At 40.4% G+C, this 21,566-nt stretch carries 18 protein-coding genes; 6 read left to right on the top strand and 12 right to left on the bottom strand.

Annotated elements, in window-relative coordinates:
- Positions 1 to 119 precede the first annotated feature (119 nt).
- Positions 120 to 992, top strand: a complete 873-nt coding sequence (locus tag KXJ59_RS08915; RefSeq protein ID WP_295203444.1) for a transglutaminase family protein — start codon at positions 120 to 122, stop codon at positions 990 to 992.
- 41 nt (positions 993 to 1,033) lie between these two features.
- Here KXJ59_RS08915 and KXJ59_RS08910 read toward each other — a convergent pair whose 3' ends face one another.
- The gene (locus KXJ59_RS08910) at positions 1,034 to 1,444 is read right to left on the bottom strand and encodes an OsmC family protein (RefSeq protein WP_295203442.1); all 411 of its coding nucleotides are present in this window, start codon (positions 1,442 to 1,444) and stop codon (positions 1,034 to 1,036) included.
- Positions 1,445 to 1,482: 38 nt separating this feature from the next.
- Between KXJ59_RS08910 and KXJ59_RS08905 the strand changes: the two genes are divergently transcribed.
- The 3 genes from KXJ59_RS08905 (at position 1,483) to KXJ59_RS08895 (ending at position 3,026) form a co-directional block, all read left to right on the top strand.
- Positions 1,483 to 1,812: a tRNA-binding protein gene (locus tag KXJ59_RS08905; RefSeq protein ID WP_295203439.1), complete on the top strand. Its 330-nt coding sequence runs from the start codon at positions 1,483 to 1,485 to the stop codon at positions 1,810 to 1,812.
- A gap of 79 nt (positions 1,813 to 1,891) precedes the next feature.
- On the top strand, positions 1,892 to 2,389 hold the full coding sequence (locus tag KXJ59_RS08900; RefSeq protein WP_295203436.1) for a methylated-DNA--[protein]-cysteine S-methyltransferase: 498 nt from the start codon (positions 1,892 to 1,894) through the stop codon (positions 2,387 to 2,389).
- A complete protein-coding gene (locus KXJ59_RS08895) occupies positions 2,367 to 3,026 on the top strand; it encodes a hypothetical protein (protein ID WP_295203433.1) in 660 nt (219 codons plus the stop codon). The genes KXJ59_RS08900 and KXJ59_RS08895 overlap by 23 nt, the downstream gene beginning before the upstream one ends.
- A gap of 1 nt (position 3,027) precedes the next feature.
- Here KXJ59_RS08895 and KXJ59_RS08890 read toward each other — a convergent pair whose 3' ends face one another.
- The gene (locus KXJ59_RS08890; RefSeq protein WP_295203430.1) at positions 3,028 to 3,513 is read right to left on the bottom strand and encodes a cytidine deaminase; all 486 of its coding nucleotides are present in this window, start codon (positions 3,511 to 3,513) and stop codon (positions 3,028 to 3,030) included.
- A 201-nt stretch (positions 3,514 to 3,714) separates the two neighbouring features.
- Positions 3,715 to 5,223: a signal peptidase I gene (gene lepB, locus KXJ59_RS08885; RefSeq protein ID WP_295203427.1), complete on the bottom strand. Its 1,509-nt coding sequence runs from the start codon at positions 5,221 to 5,223 to the stop codon at positions 3,715 to 3,717.
- A gap of 291 nt (positions 5,224 to 5,514) precedes the next feature.
- Here lepB and KXJ59_RS08880 point away from each other — a divergent pair, with 291 nt between their 5' ends.
- Positions 5,515 to 6,390 (top strand): MerR family transcriptional regulator, encoded by an 876-nt coding sequence (locus tag KXJ59_RS08880; protein WP_295203424.1) that lies wholly within the window; start codon positions 5,515 to 5,517, stop codon positions 6,388 to 6,390.
- Between the two features lie 64 nt (positions 6,391 to 6,454).
- Here the strand turns inward: KXJ59_RS08880 and KXJ59_RS08875 are convergent, their stop codons facing one another.
- The 5 genes from KXJ59_RS08875 to KXJ59_RS08855 all read right to left on the bottom strand — a co-directional run bounded on the left by KXJ59_RS08875 (position 6,455) and on the right by KXJ59_RS08855 (position 15,177).
- Positions 6,455 to 7,606 carry a sigma-54 dependent transcriptional regulator gene (locus tag KXJ59_RS08875; protein ID WP_295203421.1) on the bottom strand — a complete coding sequence of 384 codons (1,152 nt, stop codon included), beginning with the start codon at positions 7,604 to 7,606 and terminating at the stop codon, positions 6,455 to 6,457.
- A gap of 34 nt (positions 7,607 to 7,640) precedes the next feature.
- A complete protein-coding gene (locus KXJ59_RS08870; protein ID WP_295203418.1) occupies positions 7,641 to 9,695 on the bottom strand; it encodes a TonB-dependent receptor in 2,055 nt (684 codons plus the stop codon).
- A complete protein-coding gene (locus tag KXJ59_RS08865) occupies positions 9,692 to 11,014 on the bottom strand; it encodes an alpha-L-fucosidase (protein ID WP_295203416.1) in 1,323 nt (440 codons plus the stop codon). Before KXJ59_RS08865 ends, KXJ59_RS08870 begins: the two co-directional genes overlap by 4 nt.
- An 86-nt stretch (positions 11,015 to 11,100) precedes the next feature.
- The gene (locus tag KXJ59_RS08860; protein WP_295203413.1) at positions 11,101 to 12,090 is read right to left on the bottom strand and encodes a pyruvate dehydrogenase complex E1 component subunit beta; all 990 of its coding nucleotides are present in this window, start codon (positions 12,088 to 12,090) and stop codon (positions 11,101 to 11,103) included.
- A 168-nt stretch (positions 12,091 to 12,258) separates the two neighbouring features.
- Positions 12,259 to 15,177: a TonB-dependent receptor gene (locus KXJ59_RS08855; protein ID WP_295203412.1), complete on the bottom strand. Its 2,919-nt coding sequence runs from the start codon at positions 15,175 to 15,177 to the stop codon at positions 12,259 to 12,261.
- 145 nt (positions 15,178 to 15,322) lie between these two features.
- Here KXJ59_RS08855 and KXJ59_RS08850 point away from each other — a divergent pair, with 145 nt between their 5' ends.
- Positions 15,323 to 16,255: a phosphoribosylaminoimidazolesuccinocarboxamide synthase gene (locus tag KXJ59_RS08850; RefSeq protein WP_295203410.1), complete on the top strand. Its 933-nt coding sequence runs from the start codon at positions 15,323 to 15,325 to the stop codon at positions 16,253 to 16,255.
- A 78-nt stretch (positions 16,256 to 16,333) separates the two neighbouring features.
- On the opposite strand, the gene KXJ59_RS08845 is transcribed toward KXJ59_RS08850, so the two are convergent.
- The 4 genes from KXJ59_RS08845 to KXJ59_RS08830 all read right to left on the bottom strand — a co-directional run bounded on the left by KXJ59_RS08845 (position 16,334) and on the right by KXJ59_RS08830 (position 21,557).
- Positions 16,334 to 17,380 (bottom strand): rhodanese-related sulfurtransferase, encoded by a 1,047-nt coding sequence (locus KXJ59_RS08845; protein ID WP_295203409.1) that lies wholly within the window; start codon positions 17,378 to 17,380, stop codon positions 16,334 to 16,336.
- A 181-nt stretch (positions 17,381 to 17,561) separates the two neighbouring features.
- Positions 17,562 to 18,512, bottom strand: a complete 951-nt coding sequence (locus KXJ59_RS08840) for a tetratricopeptide repeat protein (RefSeq protein WP_295203406.1) — start codon at positions 18,510 to 18,512, stop codon at positions 17,562 to 17,564.
- Positions 18,513 to 18,615: 103 nt separating this feature from the next.
- A complete protein-coding gene (locus tag KXJ59_RS08835; protein ID WP_295203404.1) occupies positions 18,616 to 21,090 on the bottom strand; it encodes a DUF5686 and carboxypeptidase regulatory-like domain-containing protein in 2,475 nt (824 codons plus the stop codon).
- Positions 21,091 to 21,182: 92 nt separating this feature from the next.
- Positions 21,183 to 21,557, bottom strand: coding sequence for a hypothetical protein (locus KXJ59_RS08830; protein ID WP_295203402.1), 375 nt, complete (start codon positions 21,555 to 21,557; stop codon positions 21,183 to 21,185).
- Positions 21,558 to 21,566 lie beyond the last annotated feature (9 nt).

Here is a 21,566-nt window from a genome sequence, read left to right as displayed (position 1 = left end):
ATTATCCTGATATTTCCACAACACTGAATAACTTCTTATTGATAAATACATCAATTTTATTTTAGTTTGATATAAATATGGATGCATTTTGGCATCCACAACGCCCTAAGCTTCAACACATGCAGGAAACAAAGGAAATACACGCATTGTTTACCCTGATCGATGACCCTGATGAGGAGGTTTATTCCACTATTTCAGAGCGGATCGTAGGATATGGAAAAGGAATTATCCCCAATCTCGAGCACCTTTGGGAAAATACCCCCAGTGAGGATATACAGGGAAGAATAGAAATGATTATCCATCGCCTGCATTTTTGTGACCTGAACAATGATTTTACCGAATGGCGGGAAAGTGCTTATCACGATCTTTTATTCGGTGCATTGCTGGTATCAAAATTTCAATATCCCGATCTGCAGACCACCCCTGTCATCCAGGAAATTGAAAAAATAAGACGTAATGTATGGCTTGAACTGAACAGTTTTCTTACCCCACTGGAGCAGGCCAATGTATTGTCGAGTATCCTCTACAACTATTATAACCTGAAGGGCAGTGAAGTGAATTATGAAAAACCGGATGAGTTTTTTCTTCACAAAGTGCTCGAAACAAAAAAGGGAAATGCGATTTCAAATGCACTGATTTATCAGGTACTTTGCGACCAATTGGAAATCAACGCACGAATCATTAATATCCCGAAACAATGCATTATTGCATTTTATCATTCAGACTACGATGCAGCTTTGTTTCCCGGGCATCCGCAGGATAAAATCCACTTCTTTGTAGATGGTACCAGCGGACAGGCTTTCTCCCATGCAGATATTGAGAATTACTTTAAACGTATTTCTGTTCCGCCAGTGGCATCTTATTTCAAACCACAGTCACATAAAAGACTAATCCAGCTTTTACTGGAAGAGTTGGCTAAATGTTTCGATAGTCCTACCAATGCCTATAAACATACAGAACTGATACAACTGGCCGGTTTACTGGATGATTAGTTGGAATTATTCATTTACTCCAACTAATATCCTCCCTTTTATTACAACAATTGCGCATCAAGGGTAATAGCCATATTATAGGCTTTACTTACCGGGCAATTGGCTTTTGCATCTGCCGCACATGTTTCAAACTGTTCAGCACTGATACCTGGTACTTTTGCTTTTAGTACAAGGTGTGAGCCGGTAATCGTACCATCTTCCAATGTAATGGTACATTGTGTTTCGAGTGTATCGGGTGTAAATCCTGCAGCCCCCAGTACAAAACTCAGTTTCATGGTAAAACAGCCGGCATGCGCAGCTGCCATCAGTTCCTCCGGGTTGGTTCCTACACCTTCCGCAAACCTGGAGTTAAATGAATACTGGGTTTGGTTTAGGGTGGTGCTTTGTGTGGTAAGATGTCCGCTACCCTCTTTTCCGGAGCCGTTCCATACAGCAGTTGCATTGCGTTTCATAGTCATTAAGTTTTTAAATTTGAAGAAATGATAAGGATATGATCAGTTGGCATGATTTTGAAAAAATAGAAATCCGAAGCGGAACCATTCTGGAAGTTACAGATTTTCCCAAAGCTAAAAAACCTGCCTACCAGATAAAGATCGATTTTGGACCATTGGGTATTAAACAATCTTCCGCACAAATTACAGCACACTACAATAAAGATGTTTTAGTGGGCAAACAGGTGGTAGCCGTTGTAAATTTTCCGCCTAAACAAATCGCCAACTTTTTTAGTGAATGTCTGGTATTGGGGGTGTATGATACTGATGGAAATGTAATTTTATTACAACCAGACCGTGCTGTAGAAAACGGGCAGAGAATAGGTTAACCCCAATCAAAACTACCAATTACGGTTTCGGCTTAGTATATTCGGAGATAAAATTTCCTGTCCGACCCCGACCATAACTATGAGCGAGCGCTATTATACATATTATGAAAGCCCGGTAGGATTACTAAAAATTGGTGGCACAGACCAGTTTATTGGCGAACTCACTTTTGTTGACAACCCCGATCAACTCACCTATGGTGAACCGGGCGTGAGCGAAATCATGCATCAGTGTACCGAGCAGTTAATTGAGTTTTTTCATGGAAGCAGGAAAAATTTCGACATACCCATTCACCAGGAAGGAACCGAATTTCAGAAAAGAGTATGGGGTGAATTACTGGAAATACCTTTTGGTAAAACCATCAGTTATCTTGATATGGCCAAAAAACTGGGCGACCCAAAAGTAATCAGGGCTGCTGCCAGTGCCAATGGCAGAAACAATATCGCCATTATAGTACCCTGTCACAGGGTAATAGGAAGCGATAAATCGCTGGTGGGTTATTCAGGTGGTATGTGGCGAAAAAAATGGCTACTCCAGCACGAATTTAAAATTACACATGGTGTACAAACGCTGTTTTAACCTTATCCCTTCTTTCATCTTACTGCTGTTTTTATTACAGTTGCCCATTTCATTTTTTGCTCAGTCAAAATCAATACTTACAAGCTGGCAGGTTACGGCCAGGGCCGCAGGTAACTCTTCGGGTTTTGATATTCGCATTGAACAGTACCGCGATAAAACGAATTTCTTTTTTAAAAGGCTCGATAGTTTGCGTCAACGCGACATGGAGAAAGACTTTGCCTATATAGAACAGAGGGCTGCCGTAAAAGCTGCAACAACAGTAGATGAAGTCACTTACCAGATCGAAAAACTCGGTGCCATTATTGAACTCTTTGAAGTAGCAGGAAAAGACACACTCAGCTATAATGCTCCCCTCCCCGATCCGGTATTCAAATCTTTATTAGACAGTCTGGCAACCCTGCCTGTTGAAATATTAACTACCAATACAGGACAAAAAAATGGAAGCCAGGTAGCAAATGGCTATTCCTTTCATTTTATACGTTTTAACGGGAAGAAAAAAACAGCAGATTTTTTTGTAGCGCAACCAACAGCTATCAACCATCCTTTTTTGTTCCGGCTGGTGACCCAAACCTTGCTTTTTTACAGAAAAGAAAAGAAAGAAGCCATTATCACAATAGCGTTTACGAAAACCTATTAAACTATTGCATATCTGCTCCTGTAAAACTCAAGGGTAATAAACTGCTGGCTTTGGGTACAATATATATTTTACCCGATAATCCTCCGAGTATAAGACGAATAGGTTTTTGTACCCTTAATTCATACTCAAGCAAACTCTGTCTGCAAATACCACATGGCGATATAGGGTGATTACTATCTCCTCTTGTATTATCGTAACTGATGGCAAGGCTCTCAATAGGAACTTGTGGATAGCGTATGGCTGCATTTGACAATAACACCCTTTCTGCGCAAATACCAACGGGAAAGCTGGCATTCTCCTGGTTGGTACCTGTAATCACCTGCCCATTGCTTAAAACTGCCACTGCACCCACTTTAAAATGCGAATATGGGGCATACGCCATAGCTGTAGCTTGCTTTGCCTGACTCAATAATGCAGCATCATGTTCATTTAACTGATCTGCAGATTCGTAAACTTCAAACTCGAATTGGTACTGTTGATGATTCATACACTAACATATTTAGACAAAAAAGTCCCCAAAGCTTACGCTGAGAGGACCCCTTACGGCAATGTAATTTACTGAATTTTTCTTAAAAAGAATGAATAGCTAAGCTACAGATCACAAGTTTCAAGCCACAAGAAAGAAATTATTATCCCGCAACTGCAACACCCTTGTACCTTGTCACTTGAAGCTTGAAACTTATAACTCCTACCTGATGCTTCGCATGATTCTTTTCCATCTCGGGCCTTTATCCCAGCTAAACCAGATAAGCGATGCTTTTCCTACAATATGTGTTTCGGGTACAAAACCCCAGTAACGGCTGTCCTGACTGCGATGACGGTTATCTCCCATCATCCAGTAATAATTGTATTTGGTGATATAGGTATTGGTAGCTACTCCATTGATAAAGAATTTACCCTCTTTCTCCTCCAGTATATTATGCTCATAAGTAGCAATTAAACGGCGATAGAGTGAAATAGTCTGACTGTTCAGCTGAAGTGTATCACCTTTCCCGGGAATACGTACTGGGCCAAAATTATCGATGCTCCATGGATAGTTGGCCTCATCGTTCGGGAAAGTCATGCCAACATAATTCTCCACAAAGCGAGTAGCAGAAACATAGTTCGGTAATTTTTTCAGTTTCTCCAGTTCTTCAGGCGTAATGTTGAATTTATAGCTGCTGTCGCTAAGCATATCCAGTTGTCCCTTTGTATCAGCCACATCTATCCCCAGTTCCTCTTTCAGGAAATCAGGATCATAGGGTTGTTTATTGGTAACAATAATATATTCGGTTTGTGCGCCACCGGGAACCATGGCCGGGTTTCCATTCACATACAATTCGCCATTACGTATCTGCAATACATCTCCCCCAACACCTACACATCTTTTGATATAATTATCGGTTTTATCCATCGGATGAACGATCACAGGATATTCAGGACTGGCTAATAATTCCTGCCTGTTTCCTTTAAATGTATAACGTAACACATCGTAGTATGTAACCTTGCTCCCATAATCGGGCAGGTTAATGATGGTATCGCCTGCAGGGAAATTGAAGACTACCACATCATTTCTTTTTACTGTTGTAAATGCGGGTAGTCTTTTATAAGGTAGTTGTATCCATTTAAGGTACGATGGTGTAGTTTGTGAAGCCGGTAAGGTGTTGTGAACAAAGGGGAAAGACAACGGTGTTTGGGGAATCCTTGCACCATAGCTCATTTTATTGACGAAAAGAAAATCGTTCACCAACAGGGTTTTCTCCATACTCTCTGTAGGAATTACATAGGCTTCAAAAACAAAAGTCCGGATAATGGTAGCAGCCACCACAGCAAAAACACCGGCATCCACCCACTCTCTCGATGCGGGCTTTTTATATTGATGAAAGGCATCTTCACCATGCCATTTTTCATTTTTTGAAAACCCGAGGTACGGAAAATAAATAAAAGGTAGCAATACCGTGGCTGAATGGTGAATCAGGTTAAACCTTTTGAAGTGCATTACAAAAATGATGGTGATCCAGATGGTGATAAACTGACCTGCAATGGGTATCAACTGAAGCCAGAACCAATACTTCCGAATATGACATTGCTCTACGATGACCCATGTATTATAAAAAGGCACGAGTGCTTTCCAGGGTGCTATTCCCGCTTTTTTAAACATACCCCACATGCCCGCATGCCAGCCAATAATACCTACGACAAACAGAATTAAACCCATGTTTTATTTTTTAGGTGGAAACAAAAATATTCTTTTCAGGCACATGATAAGGGAATCGTTTGAAAACTTTTCCTAAATCAGTGGTTTACAGCTTCTAACAATGGTTTTAGCATTATCAGGATATGCTGGTAAACAATAGATTTTTAGCCCTTTTCTCGCCAAAAAACAGCGTTGTCCTTCCTTTCACCCACTTAGTCTTCCTCTACTTAAAATTCTTACATAAAACTTTGTTTAATTTATATCGCGTAAATTTACACGCGTACACCCTGGCCGAACGACCAAAATTGAAGCATGAACCATTTTACGATTAAAGACATTGAAAATCTAAGTGGAATCAAGGCACACACACTCCGGATATGGGAACAGCGATACCAGCTTTTTGTACCCAAAAGAAAAGAAAGCAAACACAGGTATTACGACAATGAAGACCTGAAGCATATTCTGCGTATTTCACAACTTTACCATAACGGTGTTAAAATTTCAAAGATTGCCCGTCTATCAGATGAATCCATTCGTTCAATGACATTGGGTGAAGAAGATAAGCAATCAGCGGGTTCTTATGTACATCAACTGGTAGAAGCTTCCATCGATTTTGATGAAGAGGCATTTGAACATGCCATTAACAAAGCATTTAAACAATTCGGTTTCGAATATACTATTCTTAATATAGTGTATGTTTTCCTCGAACGTGTAGGATTACTTTGGCTGACCGATCATATGATTCCAGCTCAGGAACATTTTGCCAGTAATATTATAAGAAGAAAAATTATTGCGCAGATTGAAATGCTAAAAGCTGCTCCGCTTACCTCAACTGACACTTATGTACTTTTTACACTCGAAGGAGAACATCATGAAATTCCTTTGCTGCTTACACATTACCTGATGAAAGCTAGTGGAAAACGTTGTATTTATATGGGTATTGATCTTCCTTTCAGTGATCTGAAAGCATATGTGATGCATAAAAAACCATCTCATCTATACTTTCATGCCATCACACATCTTACAGAACAATCGGTTGATGATTGGGTAACAGAAATTTCGCAGTTGTTTAAAGAACAGCAAATCATCATGGCCGGGCCTCTCACTAAAGACGTAAGCCAGCAACATAAAAATGTACGAATACTATATTCATTGAAAGAGATGCTGGATTTTACAAAGAAAGTTTGATTGGATGATCTTTGATTTTTTGATTCAGACAGACGCGGAATCCGGGAAATCAAAAATCAGCAATTCAAACATAAGATCTTACATCCGCAGCAGTAATTTCCTTTCCCGATAAAATTACCAGCCTTTCTACTACATTGCGCAGTTCGCGGATATTACCAGTCCAGTTATGTTGTAGCAATGCCTCCACAGCTTTCTTTTCCATTTCTTTTTTAGCCTGCCCATACTCCATGGCAATATCATCCAGAAATTTATCAACCAGCAGAGGAATATCTGTTTTGCGTTCATTGAGTGAAGGAACATGAATTAAAATAACTCCAAGCCTGTGATAGAGATCGAGTCTGAAATTCTTTTCTTCCACTTCTTTTAATAAATCCTTGTTGGTAGCGGCTACTACACGAACATCTACTGCTATTTCCTTATCGCCACCTACGCGTGTAATTTTACCTTCCTGTAATGCACGCAATACTTTTGCCTGTGCACTCAAACTCATATCGCCTATTTCATCCAGAAAAAGTGTACCTCCGTTTGCCTGTTCAAATTTTCCGATACGCTGTTTGATAGCCGAAGTAAAAGAACCCTTTTCATGTCCGAATAATTCACTCTCGATCAACTCACTCGGAATAGCAGCGCAGTTTACTTCCACAATAGGCCCCTGAGCACGATTACTTTTTTCATGCAGCCAACGGGCTACCAGTTCTTTACCACTTCCGTTTTCTCCTGTTACCAATACGCGTGCATCTGTTGGCGCTACTTTATCGATGGTTTCCTTGATACGAAGAATGGCCTCACTCTCACCAATAATTTCCTGCACTTTCGATACTTTCCTCTTCAACACTTTGGTTTCCTGAACCAGATTGGTTCTGTCCATTGCATTACGTATGGTAATCAGTAAGCGATTCAAATCGGGGGGTTTAGCAATATAATCATATGCCCCTTTCTTTACTGCATCAACAGCCGTTTCAATATTTCCATGACCGCTGATCATGATAACAGGAGTATCGGCATTGATCTCTGTTACTTTCTGCAAAAACTCTATTCCATCCAGTTTAGGCATTTTGATATCGCATAATACTACATCGTAAGTACCTGAAGTGAATTTTTTCAACCCTTCTTCCCCATCAGCAGCTTCCTCTACTTTAAAACCTTCATTGCCCAGAATATCTTTTAAAACATTACGTATGGCACGTTCATCATCAATAATCAGAATAGTAGGCATGGTATTCTTTTTTGCTAAGATATATAATGTGAAGTCAGCGTAACCCAAAATTCATGCCGAACATATAATTACGGGGAGCGGCAGTATTATAATACCTGCGTCCAAGGGCATTGATATCATTACCCAGGCTATAGGTCTGATTCAACGCATTATCGACTGCAATAAAAAAATCCAGTTTCTTTACCCGGTACCCAAGTCTTCCCTGCAATAATTGATATGCTTTTGCATACGCATCATTGGCATCATTCAGTGGTATAGACGATACAGCATTGAAAAAAGAACTAAGATAAACCCCATTACGCAACTGCAAATCGCAACCCATAATCCATGTACTTACAGGTACACCGGTAAGTTTATTGTTGCTGTAATCACTATTACCCTGTCGGTAAGCCGTAAAACGATAGGGTTGATAAGAATACCCTGACCAAACAGAAAGTCCTTTTATGCTTCCAGCAGCATTTTTAACCAGAAAAGCTTTTACCATCGCTTCCACACCCTGCTGTAATGTTCCGCCGGCATTCACAAAATATTCAGCCCCATTGTTGCTGTTTCTACGAACAATAGCGTTGTTGAGTTTAAAACGATAGAAAGCAATATCAAATAATAGTTTTTCCTTTATGAGGGTCCCTTTCATTCCGGCTTCCAGGTTCCAGCCATACTCTGCATTCAGGTCTCCATAAAAATTACCATCCGACGGTCTGAATTCTGCAAGTGTAGGTGCTGAAAATCCTTTTGCCAGCACCATATAAATATTCATTTGTGGCTTTATAGCATACGACAAAGCAAGTCTGGGTGTAACTACGCTGCTAATTTGTTTACTGGCATATACTGAACCTACATCGGTAAGTCTTCTGTAACGATATGTTTGTTGATTTGTACTTACACCTGCAGTAATAAATAACCGTTCCTTGTAAGTATACTGAAATTGAGAAAAGAGAAACCACTGCAGGGCAAATACTTTATCACTGTATTGAACCGTATCTTTTATACCTGCCCTGTTACCAAAATTATCAATCAGTGAATGCTGGTACTGCCACTCTCCTCCTGTATTAATTTGCCACTGGTGATCGCCAGACTGGTGTTTGTATTGCCATTGTGTACCCATACCGAAGTTATCTTCGGCACGTTCTTCATAGTTTGTAATGAAAGGATTTTTAAACCCGGTTACACTCATCATGGCAAATGAGCGAATACTGTTTTTATGACCCAAGCTTACCTGATGATGTACTCCGTTATAAAAAGTTTTATTATAAATAGCTGCTTTTTGTTGCACTGCACCCGGCAAAGCACCCGCAGGCTGACGAGCCTGGCGAGGGTTCTGATTAAATTGTGTTTCATTAATACCACCCGGTGTCTGGTAAGAGAGATCGGTATAAATACTCAGAAAGCGCCAGTTATGATTACCGTTTCGCAGCGCTCCCTGCCATTTATAACCATCCCGCCTCATGGCCGACTGTTCGCGATAACCGTCGGATTGCAGGTGTACCTGTTGCAGGCTGCTGCTAAATTTCGAATTCATGTACGTCCAGCCCGCTTGTTGTTGAAAAAGTCCATAAGACCCTACTGCCACACCTCCAAAAATTCGGTTCATAGTCGTTTCAGAAAAATGTATGCCTGACTGAAGTAATACAGCTCCACCAGTACCTGCACCATAGGCGGCAGCAACCGGACCTTTTAGTATTTCTGCTCCGTTAACCTGTGTAAGGTCTATCAGATTAAGATAAGTATTTCCGCCGCCATCAGTAAGCGGCAGTTCATCAAAATATACTTTGATATTTCTTACCCCGAACGGCGATCTTAATAAGCTCCCCCGAATTGACAAGCGATAACTGCCGGGAGATCTTTCTTCCATGCGAATACCGGGCTGGCTATTCATTGCAGGTAATAAAGACATGTTAGGACTGTTTTTAAGAACCGATGGTCCTATTAATGCTATAGCTGCAGGAATGGCTTGCCACTTGCTTCGTCCATAAAATGCAGTTACAGCCACTTCCTGTAACCTTGTTGTATCAGGTTCCTGTGCCTGTGTACAAAATGGCTGTATAAAGACCACTAAAAAAACAATTCTTACTATTACCCTTTCCTTCATCTTTTTATGTTTAACACGATAATATCATCTGGTAAAGTATCGTCGGCAGTTGAAATATCAAGCGACCAATACCCATCTTTTAAACGGTCGAAAGAGATAGGCATTTTGTTCCTTGTTAAAAAAGCCGATTCAATATTGTATGGCAATTGAAAGAAAATACGGTTTGCTGTTTTTTTAAAGATGTGAACATATACCTGGTTATCTTTTTCCGTCATTGTACCCCAGTCCTGCGGCTTAATGTTACCTGCTTTAGTTCCATAAATAGTTGATCCGTTTTTTTGTAACCAGTCGCCTACTTCTTTCAATCGTGTAACAAACTCTGGCTGTATTTCTCCATTTGGCATGGGGCCCACATTCAGCAGGAGATTGGTTCCATATCCTGCAGCTTTTACCAGAAGTTGAATAATCTCTTTAGTAGATTTATAGGTTCTGTCTGTAATATTAAAACCCCAGGAATTGTTGATCGTTTCACAGGTTTCGAGTGGTAATTTGGAAATTGCCTGACCACTTAATCCCCCCTTATTTTCCCCTGGCAGGTCTTTTTCAAACATCTGAAAATCTTCGCCGGGTAATGGTGAGAGGTGATGATTATTACCCACCATTGCCTGTGGTTGCAGGCGATGAATCAGTTCATATATTTCTTCGTATTTCCAATTGATCTTAGATTGTTGTGTTTTATCATTGTCATTATCCAGTTGGTCCCAATGCCCATCGAACCATATACCTGCTATCTCTCCATAGCCGGTTAATAGTTCCGTAAGTTGTGATTTCATAAAACTGAGATAGGCTTCATAATTGCTTTTCTGTGTTCTGCCGGTACCCTTACCCGTTCTTCCTGTTTCATAAGGATAATCCGTCCTGAACCAGTCTACCAATGAATAATATAGTACCAGTTTAATGCCCTGTTCCTTGCAGGCAATGGATAATTCCTTCAATACATCTTTACCATAAACAGTATTGGTAATTTTCCAGTCAGACTGTTTCGTATCCCAATTGCTAAAACTATCATGATGGCGGGTAATAAAAGTGATATAACGCATACCTGCCTCTTTTGCTGTTTGTACCCATTTACGGGCATCGAATTGCGTAGGATTAAAAAAATGCATCAATCTCTTGTATTCTTCCACCCTGATATTCCTGTTATTCATTACCCATTCGCCGGCTCCCAGTACGCTTGATGCTCCCCAATGAATAAACAATCCAAAACGGGCACTGTCGAACCACTGACGTGTCTGTAAATTAGCCTGAGAAGGCTGGTATTGCGCCTGGGTACTCAATGAAAAAAGCAGGCAAATGACAATAATAGAATGTTTTCTCATGACAAACAGTTTGAATGAAGTTAAACAGAAAACAAAAACCCGGAGAAAGTTCTCCGGGTTCTGAATCAATTTATTTAATCGTGGGTTTATTTTTTCATATACATCACTTCTTTCACCAGTTTAACAGTACGGCTCACGTCAGGAATGGCGAGTGCAGTAAGGTTGGGTGCATAGTGCATAGGCGCATCGGCACTTGTAATTCTGCGTATCGGTGCATCAAGATAATCGAACCCTTCTTTCTGGATGCGGTATGAAATTTCAGATGAAACAGATGCAAATGGCCATTGTTCTTCCACAATCACCAGCCTGTTCGTTTTTTTCACGCTTTCGAGTATGGTCATCCAGTCGAGTGGACGGATAGTACGTAAATCAATTACTTCTGCACTCACACCTTCTTTTTCCAGTTCCGCAGCAGCGCCTAATGCCACTTTCATCATTTTATTGAATGAAACGATGGTTACATCGCGGCCGGCTCTTTTAACATCTGCTTTGCCTAATGGAATATAGTATTCTTCATCAGGTACTTCACTTTTATCGCCATACATCACTTCACTTTCCATAAACATCACAGGATCTTCTTCGTAACGAATGGCTTGTTTCAGTAATCCTTTGGCATCGTAACCATTAGATGGTGAAACAACTTTTAATCCGGGAATATTGGCATAATAGCTTTCAAAAGCGGTAGAGTGTTGGGCGCCTAACTGACCGGCGCTCCCGTTAGGGCCACGAAATACAATCGGACAACCAATTTGTCCGCCACTCATGGCCAGCATTTTAGAAGCAGTATTCAGTATCTGGTCCATAGCCAGCACCCCAAAGTTCCAGGTCATAAATTCTACGATAGGGCGAAGTCCGTTCTGAGCGGCACCAACAGCTACAGCTGCAAAACCTAATTCAGCAATGGGTGTATCTATTACTCTTTTGGCTCCAAATTCTGCCAGCATACCCTGGCTCACTTTATAGGCGCCGTTGTATTCGGCTACTTCTTCACCCATCAGAAATACCCGCTCATCTCTACGCATTTCCTCATTCATGGCTTCTCTAAGAGCCTCTCTGAAAGCTATTGAACGCATCATATCTGTTTGTTAAATGAGCAGCAAAAATATAGGATTCCAAGGAATAAGAAAAAAGAAAGAAGGGGCAGCGTTCAAGCATAAACCAGTCGGCCTGCCTAAAAATAAGAATGAGAAAGTAGTTACTTTCTCATTCTATATTCAATATTCAATATTTATCCTTCTATAGGCTTAAAACACATTCCAGCCATAGCTAACATAGAACAGACCGCCAATTTGCGGGTTACCCCAGCCGGTACGGTAATACCTGTTAAAGATATTGGTACCGCCAATTTTAATCATTGACTTGGTGGAAGGAAGTTTATAGCTCAACATCGCATCAACAGTTCTCATCCATGGCACCATCCCTACACCAAATGTACCTTCATAATAGAAAGAATTCTGCCATCTGTAAACAACACTGAATCCATAACGCTTGTCTTTACCAAAACCCGAATTATTCAATGCCATATTCACACGGTATTTTGGTGTATTGAAATAAGATACAAAGCCTGGAGGCAGGGTACCGATTTCATCATGATACAGGTTACCGGAGAAGGAGAAATTATTAGGTAGTAAGTATTCTGCAGAAGCGCCCCAGCCAGATGTTTTTACTTCACCTGGAGCATTCACAGAAATACTGTAGGCTATTCTTGCATTGGGGTTTAAGAGATCAGCAGGATTGAATACGGCTGCATTCCTTGACTGGATAGCAGTTACACCACTTAGGAAATCTTTGTATCGACCCCAATATGCATATACATCAATCAACAATTTTTGAGCAATCAGACCCTTATACCCTACTTCAAATGAACTCATAGACTCTGGCTTGAAATCTCCAAATGTCTGCTGCTGCAACAAATTCGGATTTGGAGCACCTGCCAATGCACTTGCGCCAAAAGCCTGAACACTTGCCAATGTAAATACAGGGTTGGTACTGAATTTGTAGAAGTTACGTAACTGAGGTAATCCACCCATTAATCTGGTACCACCACCAACAGTCAGATTGATCCACTGGTTCTGGGTAGTTGGGAAACGATAAGCTGTCTGGTAAGAGAAACGAAGGTTATGATCTTTAGCGAGCTTTACTACAGCTGATGCCCTTGGTGTAAAACGACCTTTGAAATTGGTGTTTTTATCATAACGACCAGAAACGGTTAATTTAAGCACATCATTAAAGAGACGCTGAGAAATTTGAGTGTACGCACCAAATTCATTGATTTTGATTGCGCCAGCTGTATCAGCAAAAAGTGTTCCTTCAGAATTCAGTACATACTGTTTGGCACTTACACCAATTAACCAGTCGGTATTGGTTTTTGAAAGACCAAGGTCTTCTGTCAGGTTATACTGTCCGTCAAATACTTTCAGACGTGAGCGATCGAGAAACAATCCACCACCCTGAGAAATAGGCTTACGTGCCACAGACTGGAACAAAGCATTGTTTCCTACATAACCGGTCGGACGCCCAATATCTGCCAGTGCTCTTGCCGCATTATGTGAAACGATATTATCCGCACCCTGATCTCTTGCAGTTACAAAAGCTGCAATATACTGAGGATACCAGGCGCTGCTTGATTTCCATGCTTCATTAAACAAACGTGTTGTAATCGTTGCATTAAATGAATTTCCGGCATTCTCATGTGTTGAGTAATAGCGGGCATACCAGTTTTTGTGTTTCAATTCATATTTAAACTGTGCTATCCTGAGATCTTTTAAGGAATAACGGTCACTTCCGGTATAAACACTGTTACCAGTACCAAAATATACATTGAAAGAAGCTTCTATCTTATCTGTTAATTTATAATGTAGTCCACCAGTAAGTTTCATGTTCAGTGTAGTAGGATCCACCACATCTTTTTCAGCATATCCTGTACGGCTTACCGACATATTTTGTAAGAAGTTTCTTGCTGGAGATGCACCAAAAATGATGGGGGAAACACCTGCTGCAACCAAAGCACCCGCACCGGCTCCTGTAAGGAAAGTATTAAAATCAGCCAGACGTGCATTAGGGTTAGCTGCCAAAAATCCGTTAAAGGCTGCGAGTTGTCCGGATGTTAATCCGGCTGCTGCAAATACCTGTGATGCGATGGCACTGATATTCTGTGTAGTTTCATCACCATAAAAATTCACCCCATCATAATTGGGGTCAACAAAACGGGTACCCGGAATTTTTGTTCCGTTTGGTGTTCCGCCGATACGTGTATAGTTATCGTCCTGATTAGCCAGCCAGTCCTGCGCCTGTATAAACTGGGCATTGATTTTGAAAGCAAATTTTTCCGATACTTTTTTGGCCCAACGCAAGCTCCAGTCATAATAGGGAGCTGCACCACGTTGTTTACCATCTATATGGTTAATACCTTGTTTGATCTGAAAACTAAATCCCTGGTATTTAAAAGGATTTTTACTGTTGATCAATACAGTACCGTTCATACCACCCGGGCCATATAGTGCAGAGGATGCTCCTGGTAGTAATTCCATATTCTCTACATCCAGTTCACTCAAACCTACAACACTACCAACGGAGAAGTTCAAACCAGGGGCCTGGTTATCCATACCATCCACCAACTGGTTAAGTCTTGTATTACCACTGCTGTTAAAACCACGTGTACCCACACTTCTGAAAGTTAAACTGGCTGTTACCACATCCACCCCTTTCAGGTTGGTTAACATATCGTAATAACTTAATTGCGGTGTATTACGGATGGCTGCAGTGCTGATTCGCTCAATAGACACCGGCGATTCCAGGATTCTTTCCGGAACCCTTGATGCTGCCACTACCACCTCATCACCGAGTGTGAATGAAGGTGTAAGATCAACTGTAATAACTTCATTGGTTCCTTTAACCGACACTTCCTTATTGGCATACCCCACAGATGAGATAACTAAAGTAAATGGAGGTTTCTGAACCGTGGTAAACCGGAAATTACCTTTATCATCGGTAAAGGTTCCAACTGTACCACCTTTAATTGTAACAGAAACTGCTGAAACCGCTTCTTTGGAACTTGCATTTTTAACACTACCGGAAACGGTAGTTGTCTGCTGTGCCATCACAGGGATGGTTATTGCTGTAGCCAGGGCCGCATACAGACATTTACTGTAGAATCTTCTCATTTGGCAAGATTTAGTGTTTGTTACTGGAAAAATAGCAATTGTTAGTTTTATGCAGAAATTTAATTTGTCCACAAAACCAACTATCTGTTAAGAAAAACGAACTGCGTTACGCTTTATTATTCAAGGCACTAGCTAATTTTGCAGCATGAGTAGTCTCCAGTTCCCCCAACAAACGAATATTTACCACGGAAAAGTAAGAGATGTATATACCATTGGCCAAAACTGGCTGGTAATGATTGCCAGTAATCGCATATCTGCTTTTGATGTAATATTACCAAAACCTATCCCTTACAAGGGGCAGGTTTTGAACCAGATAGCCGCTTATATGCTCGAAGCTACCCGGGATATCTGCCCAAACTGGCTGAAAACAGTACCCGCACCCAATGTATCGATCGGACAAAAATGCGAACCCTTTAAAATTGAAATGGTGGTACGCGGCAATGTTGTTGGACATGCCTGGCGCACTTATTCATCCGGACAGCGGATATTATGCGGTGTTACCATGCCCGAAGGATTAAAGGAAAACGATTTTTTTCCTCAACCCATTATCACACCTTCTACCAAAGCAGCAGAAGGACATGATGAAGATATTTCCAAAGAAGAAATTATACAACAGGGATTAGTAAGTGCTGCGGATTGGGAAATATTGGAATCCTATGCACTGCAGTTATTTGCCCGTGGAAAAGAAATCGCTGCCAAGCAGGGATTGATTCTTGCAGATACGAAATATGAATTTGGGAAAATAGGTGATACCATTTACCTGATGGATGAGGTTCATACACCCGACTCCTCCCGTTATTTTTATGCAGACGGGTTTGAAGACAGACAGGCATCGGGCGAAAAACAAAAACAACTCAGTAAAGAATTTGTAAGAGAGTGGTTGATCGCCAATAATTTCATGGGTAAGGAAGGACAAACTGTTCCCGAAATGTCTGAAGAATGGATCGATACCATCAGCAAAAGATATATTGAACTTTATGAAAAAGTAACAGGAAAAACTTTTGTTCCACAACAGCCCTCAGATGAAGAGATTATTGCTGCCGTAAGCGCTTCCTTAAAAACACTCGAAGCAGTTTAGAAAATATTGAATGATGAATATCGAATACCCAATATCGAAATAAATTCACTTCAAAGTTTGATATTCGATATTCATCATTCAATATTCTCCGCCTTCTCCCAGTCTCGGTCTCAGCCTTACCCTGCTTTTATTAAAGATATTCTGTCCGTTCTCCGTGCCTTTGCGTAATTCTTTTTGTCGCTCAACAGGCATATGGATAGTTTCCTGACAGGCTGCACTGCAACAACCATTGTATTCAGCAGCGCAGGATTCGCATTGGATAAATAATAAATGACACCCCTCATTTTTACAATTTGTATGTGTATCTGCAGGTTTACCACACTGGTGACATTTGGCAATTACATCATCCGTAATTCTTTCTCCCAGGCGGTTATCGAAAACAAAATTCTTTCCGATGAATTTACTATCAAGCCCTGTTTCTCTGGCCTGCCGTGCATAGTTAATAATACCACCTTCGAGGTGAAATACATTTTTAAACCCCTTATACAACATATATGCACTGGCTTTTTCGCAACGTATTCCACCCGTGCAGTACATGATGATATTTTTTTCTTCATTACCCTGCATCATATCTACAGCCATCGGTAATTGGTCGCGAAAAGTATCGGATGGTATTTCAATTGCTTTTTCAAAATGCCCTACTTCGTATTCGTAATGATTACGCATATCAATCACAATGGTATCCGGCTTTTGTAGCAATTCATTCATCTGCGCTGCATTCACATATTTCCCTTTGTTCTCCATGCTGAACATTGGATCTTCTATTCCGTCTGCTACTATTTTTTCGCGCACTTTAATTTTCAATACCCAGAAACTTTTTCCATCATCATCTACTGCAATATTCAGTCGCAGGTCTTTTAACGGTTCAATACTGTAGAGGTAATTTCTAAAAGCATCCATATGATGTTCCGGTACACTGATCTGTGCATTGATCCCTTCTTTGGCTATATAAATACGGCCAAATACCTGAAATGTATTCAGTTGTTTGTACAACTCATCCCTGAATGCCTGAGGATTCTGTACAGGAAAATACTGGTAAAAACTAATGGTAATACGATGGAAAGATTCTTCCATCAAACGTTGTTTCAATTCTTCGTTTGAAACACGGTTGTGTAAAACGGGCATATTTATCAAATTTCAGCCCCGGCTCAACTTAAGTGATACGGGATCCATGAATAATGGAACCACTTGCAGGGTGGTCAAAATCAGTGCAAAGATAGGAGGAAATGTAGGATGTCAGATCTCAGATATCGGATTTGTAATTTTCAAATCCGACATCTGAGATCTGACATCTGCCATCCGCATTCTACTGCCGGAAGCGTCTTACATAATCAGCTTCAGCCGCTATATAACCAAAAGATGCCCATACTTTTCCTTTGAGTATCTGTTCGTATAAAGCTTTTGCTTTTTCATGGTTACCATTATAATAGTACCAGTTGGCAACTCCGTATGCAACAGCATCATTACTGCTTGCCGAACCTGTTTCGCCTGTTAACGAATCCACAGGTAATAAGCCTTTGTATAATAAACATAACTGGTGATAGGCTTTATTTTCAATGATATTCATATTGGATTGAATGGGTATTAAGAGCTTTTCAGCTTCTTCTTTTTTGCCCAGCAAGCGAAGCGTCATATAGAGCCAATGCGTAGTTGAGGTGAGCTTATCATCATTATCCGACTCACGCACCGCACGTTCATATACTGGCAATGCTTTTGCCAAATCATTTTTTAAATAATAAGCTAGCCCAAGGTGATACCAGATATTAGAATGAAGTGTGCCAATAGGAATATTCCGTGCATTGGGCTGACCATCGGGCTCTATCTCATCCTTTTTGCCTTCAACCAGTTTCGCGGCTTTCTCAAAATCAAGGATTGCCCTGTCGAATTCCCGGATGGAAATATAACGATGCCCCCGATGACGATATAATCTTGCATCGTCCGGAAATTGCGAAATTCCTTCCGTATAAATTCTTATTGCTTCTCTGAAATCGCCCTTGTATGCCGTCCATCGCCCATACCAAATGATATTATCAACATTACCTGGCGATGCCTCATAATTCATTTTAGCAGTATCGTACTTTCCTGAACCATTTGTATAGGGAGATGATGGATACAAAGTATCTCCCAGCAATGAAATCGCCTGCGCACTGTCGGACAAGGTTGTAAACAATTCCTCGCTGCCATTATTTTGTTTTGAACTATTACAGGCGAATATGACAACAATTGCAAACAGCAATAAAACAGGTACAGATTTCATATAGCAATGAATTATTAATGTAACCAAGTTAAGCATTCTTGGCAAATCAGTATATCATACAATGATTTAACTGCACCACTTATTACTTCATGTCATTTATAAATCAATCATTTCCCCTACTGTCTGTAAACAAAGGAATCGTTAGCCTAACACCTCTTGGCGATGGCCCTTTTGTTTCAAAGCCCTGAACAAAATCAATCCTCATAAATTTCAAAATATTCTCTACACCAAAAAAGGTTTCATAATAGTTCTTGCCTTTCTGCGTGTACAACATATTGGCTCCGGTTACAAAGAACCAGTTTAATCTTCTGAATCCCGGAATTTTATTCGACAACAAACCATTGAGATGATATTCAACATTAGCCGTTGCATAAAATTTCGATGTATTGCTATAACGATAATAAGGTGCAAGTTGAAAACCACTGAGCGGATCATTTGCCAAAACAGTCTGGTTACCTTGAAAATGTGTATAATCTGGAATATAGACCTGTTTAGCACTCAGGAAACCACCAATTGACCCACGATAACTCAACTTTCCTCCAAGTTTAAGATCGAGGTCGTCTGAAACAGCTATCCGCCATTTTGTAAAATCAGCATCGCTGCCCAACAATCCTTTTACAGCATGTGTCACAGAAAAATTAAAAGTGGGAAAATCAGACCCAATTCCAATTTTGCGATCGGGTAATTCAATGTATTTCCCTCCGGGTCTCCAGGTGAATCCTGCTGTAAATGTAGCCGACTGGTTGCGTGGCATCACTGTGTTGGTAAGGTCGACGGGATAATTGGGCGTAAAACTTCTTCCGGCAATATTTTTCCAGCTTACGGGGTCTGCCAGGTTATTCAACCCAAACCGATCCTGAAAATGAAAGCCTGCTGCAAAAGTGAGTCCATTACCAATTCCTGCTGAATAATTAAGACGCAGGAAATTAGCCTCATACATCTTCAAATGATTGTTCTCATATAAAAGTGTAGTATAGGTATTAATTCTGGCAGTAATGGGGTCGGCATTATTATATTGAAATACCCTTCTTCCTCCTGCAATACTGATGCTGTTAAAATACTTTTTACCAAAATTATATCTGCCAGTGATGTGGGTATTGAAATGTTTATTCGCAAACCCATATCGAAAATATGGTGTAATCTGCAATGATCTCCTGCTGGTTTCATCAAAACGTTTGCTCCAGGTGGGAGAAAAATGCAATACCCCTCCTTCCACTGTATTGTAATTAAATGTATTGATCAGTGGATCGAAATTTATGAATACTTTTTTCTTTTGTATACTGATAGATTGTCCTCCGAGTAAGATTCCTGCGAGTGAAAGTTTATTTCTTTTTCTGTCTATAGAATCCATATACTTTGGATCTTTCCTTACCTGTTCAAGACTGTCTTTCTTTTTGTAATCCAGTACTTCTTCTTTTAGCAATGGCAGGGGGCGAATACTATCCCAGTATGCCATTGTTTTTTTATTGGCACTGTCGTAAACCTTGATAATAGTATTGTTGAAGTATTTTTTTTCAAAGGTGGGATTCAGATTAAACCGGTCATAGACCTGCACAAAACTGCCAAAAAAATCAAACCCGAAAATTTTTCCTGAAGGATAGATCACCTGGTTTTTAATGACCCACAAATTCCCTGTAGGCACATACAGCTGTTCCACCACCAGGGTGTCAAGAAACTGCATCTGCTGTTCACGAACAAGGTTTAACCTAAGACTATGAATGCGCCATTCATTTTCAATGATATTTATGTATCCCTGAAACAAGGGTTCATATTTTCTGCGGGGTATCACTTTAATTCTGCTGATCTCCACTCCATTTTCATAAAAAGTTCCTTCAAACTTATAACGGTAAAAAGAAAGAGCACCGGAGGCAATAGGTGAAATAAATCCACGTGGATTCAGGTCCTCACCCACCTGTATGGTATTATTGTAAAATGAAATGATCTGCGGACTGCTAAAACCAAAAGCATTACTTCTTCCACTTACTTTAGTAGATAACACTTCAATTTTTTCTTTATTAGGTTCTTCTACTGAATATTTCGCGATGGTTTCCGAGAGAAATAACATTTTTCGTTTACTCGAGTCCCCATCTTCAAAGTCTACTTTCTGTCCAAAGAATCGATTTGGGTAATCGCGTAATTGCATTTGTCCTTTCAGGTACACATCTGCTGAAAATTTTTTTATTTCTTTAAGGTGCTGGGTTCTTTTGCTGATGGTTTTCCTGATGATTTCATAAGCGGGATCTTCTCCTTTTGTATTCACCGTTACATCCTGTAAACTATATTGCTGTGGTTCAAGCTGAAAATCGATCGCACTATTTTTCCCTTTTTCCACCGTAACTTTTTTCTCTTCTGATTTATACCCGATATACTGACATACAAGTGTATAGATACCGGGCTGCAATTGAATAGAATAAAACCCTTTGCTATTGGCAGAAGCTCCCTGTGTTGTGCCTTTCACAACAACTGACGAGAATGGCAACACTTCATTTTTAGAGTCGGTGATGGTGCCACTAATGGTTTGGGTATAGCCTGTGTAACTTAAAATACTCAATAGTGTAGTAAGCAGTAGTGGTTTCATGTGGGCTGAGTTGCAACGAAAATAAGTTGCCATTCCCTGCTTTTTATTACACGGATCCCCCGATAGTCATGCTTTAACGAATAATTAATACCTTATATACTTTCTGACTGCTTGGGTTTTGGCGTCTGGCGCATATAACTTCCTGCAAGTGCAGTAAGGCCAGATACAAGCCCCCCAATGATTCCTGTTAACAGAATCAACACCCAGTATGATCCCCCAAGCGGTAATATTGTAGCCACTTTGGTAGCAAGGATATGGTCATTGGCATTATCAATCAGAAATGCAAGTATGCTCCAGAGTAAAAAAAGTCCGGCAAAACCCGCTAAAAAAGCTTTCCCTGCTTTCTGGTGTATTGCAATAGCTACGATAAATGAAGTGATAGCAAAACTCCACCATGGTAATGCACCATACAATCCTGTAGCAAAAGCCAGTAATGCTGTTAACAGCAATGCAGATAAAAATTTCATAAAAAGAGT

This window comes from Sediminibacterium sp., assembly GCF_019264485.1.
Classification (GTDB): Bacteria; Bacteroidota; Bacteroidia; order Chitinophagales; family Chitinophagaceae; genus Sediminibacterium.
This window is presented reverse-complemented; position numbering and strand designations above follow the sequence as displayed.

Coding starts and splice junctions, on each gene's coding strand:
- KXJ59_RS08835 (WP_295203404.1), bottom strand. CDS start 21,090: ATGAAACCACTACTGCTTACTACACTATTGAGTATTTTAAGTTACACA.
- KXJ59_RS08895 (WP_295203433.1), top strand. CDS start 2,367: ATGGTGTACAAACGCTGTTTTAACCTTATCCCTTCTTTCATCTTACTG.
- KXJ59_RS08890 (WP_295203430.1), bottom strand. CDS start 3,513: ATGAATCATCAACAGTACCAATTCGAGTTTGAAGTTTACGAATCTGCA.
- KXJ59_RS08840 (WP_295203406.1), bottom strand. CDS start 18,512: ATGAAATCTGTACCTGTTTTATTGCTGTTTGCAATTGTTGTCATATTC.
- KXJ59_RS08900 (WP_295203436.1), top strand. CDS start 1,892: ATGAGCGAGCGCTATTATACATATTATGAAAGCCCGGTAGGATTACTA.
- KXJ59_RS08915 (WP_295203444.1), top strand. CDS start 120: ATGCAGGAAACAAAGGAAATACACGCATTGTTTACCCTGATCGATGAC.
- KXJ59_RS08875 (WP_295203421.1), bottom strand. CDS start 7,606: ATGCCTACTATTCTGATTATTGATGATGAACGTGCCATACGTAATGTT.
- KXJ59_RS08880 (WP_295203424.1), top strand. CDS start 5,515: ATGAACCATTTTACGATTAAAGACATTGAAAATCTAAGTGGAATCAAG.
- KXJ59_RS08850 (WP_295203410.1), top strand. CDS start 15,323: ATGAGTAGTCTCCAGTTCCCCCAACAAACGAATATTTACCACGGAAAA.
- KXJ59_RS08830 (WP_295203402.1), bottom strand. CDS start 21,557: ATGAAATTTTTATCTGCATTGCTGTTAACAGCATTACTGGCTTTTGCT.
- KXJ59_RS08905 (WP_295203439.1), top strand. CDS start 1,483: ATGATCAGTTGGCATGATTTTGAAAAAATAGAAATCCGAAGCGGAACC.
- KXJ59_RS08845 (WP_295203409.1), bottom strand. CDS start 17,380: ATGCCCGTTTTACACAACCGTGTTTCAAACGAAGAATTGAAACAACGT.
- KXJ59_RS08860 (WP_295203413.1), bottom strand. CDS start 12,090: ATGATGCGTTCAATAGCTTTCAGAGAGGCTCTTAGAGAAGCCATGAAT.
- KXJ59_RS08855 (WP_295203412.1), bottom strand. CDS start 15,177: ATGAGAAGATTCTACAGTAAATGTCTGTATGCGGCCCTGGCTACAGCA.
- KXJ59_RS08865 (WP_295203416.1), bottom strand. CDS start 11,014: ATGAGAAAACATTCTATTATTGTCATTTGCCTGCTTTTTTCATTGAGT.
- lepB (WP_295203427.1), bottom strand. CDS start 5,223: ATGGGTTTAATTCTGTTTGTCGTAGGTATTATTGGCTGGCATGCGGGC.
- KXJ59_RS08870 (WP_295203418.1), bottom strand. CDS start 9,695: ATGAAGGAAAGGGTAATAGTAAGAATTGTTTTTTTAGTGGTCTTTATA.
- KXJ59_RS08910 (WP_295203442.1), bottom strand. CDS start 1,444: ATGAAACGCAATGCAACTGCTGTATGGAACGGCTCCGGAAAAGAGGGT.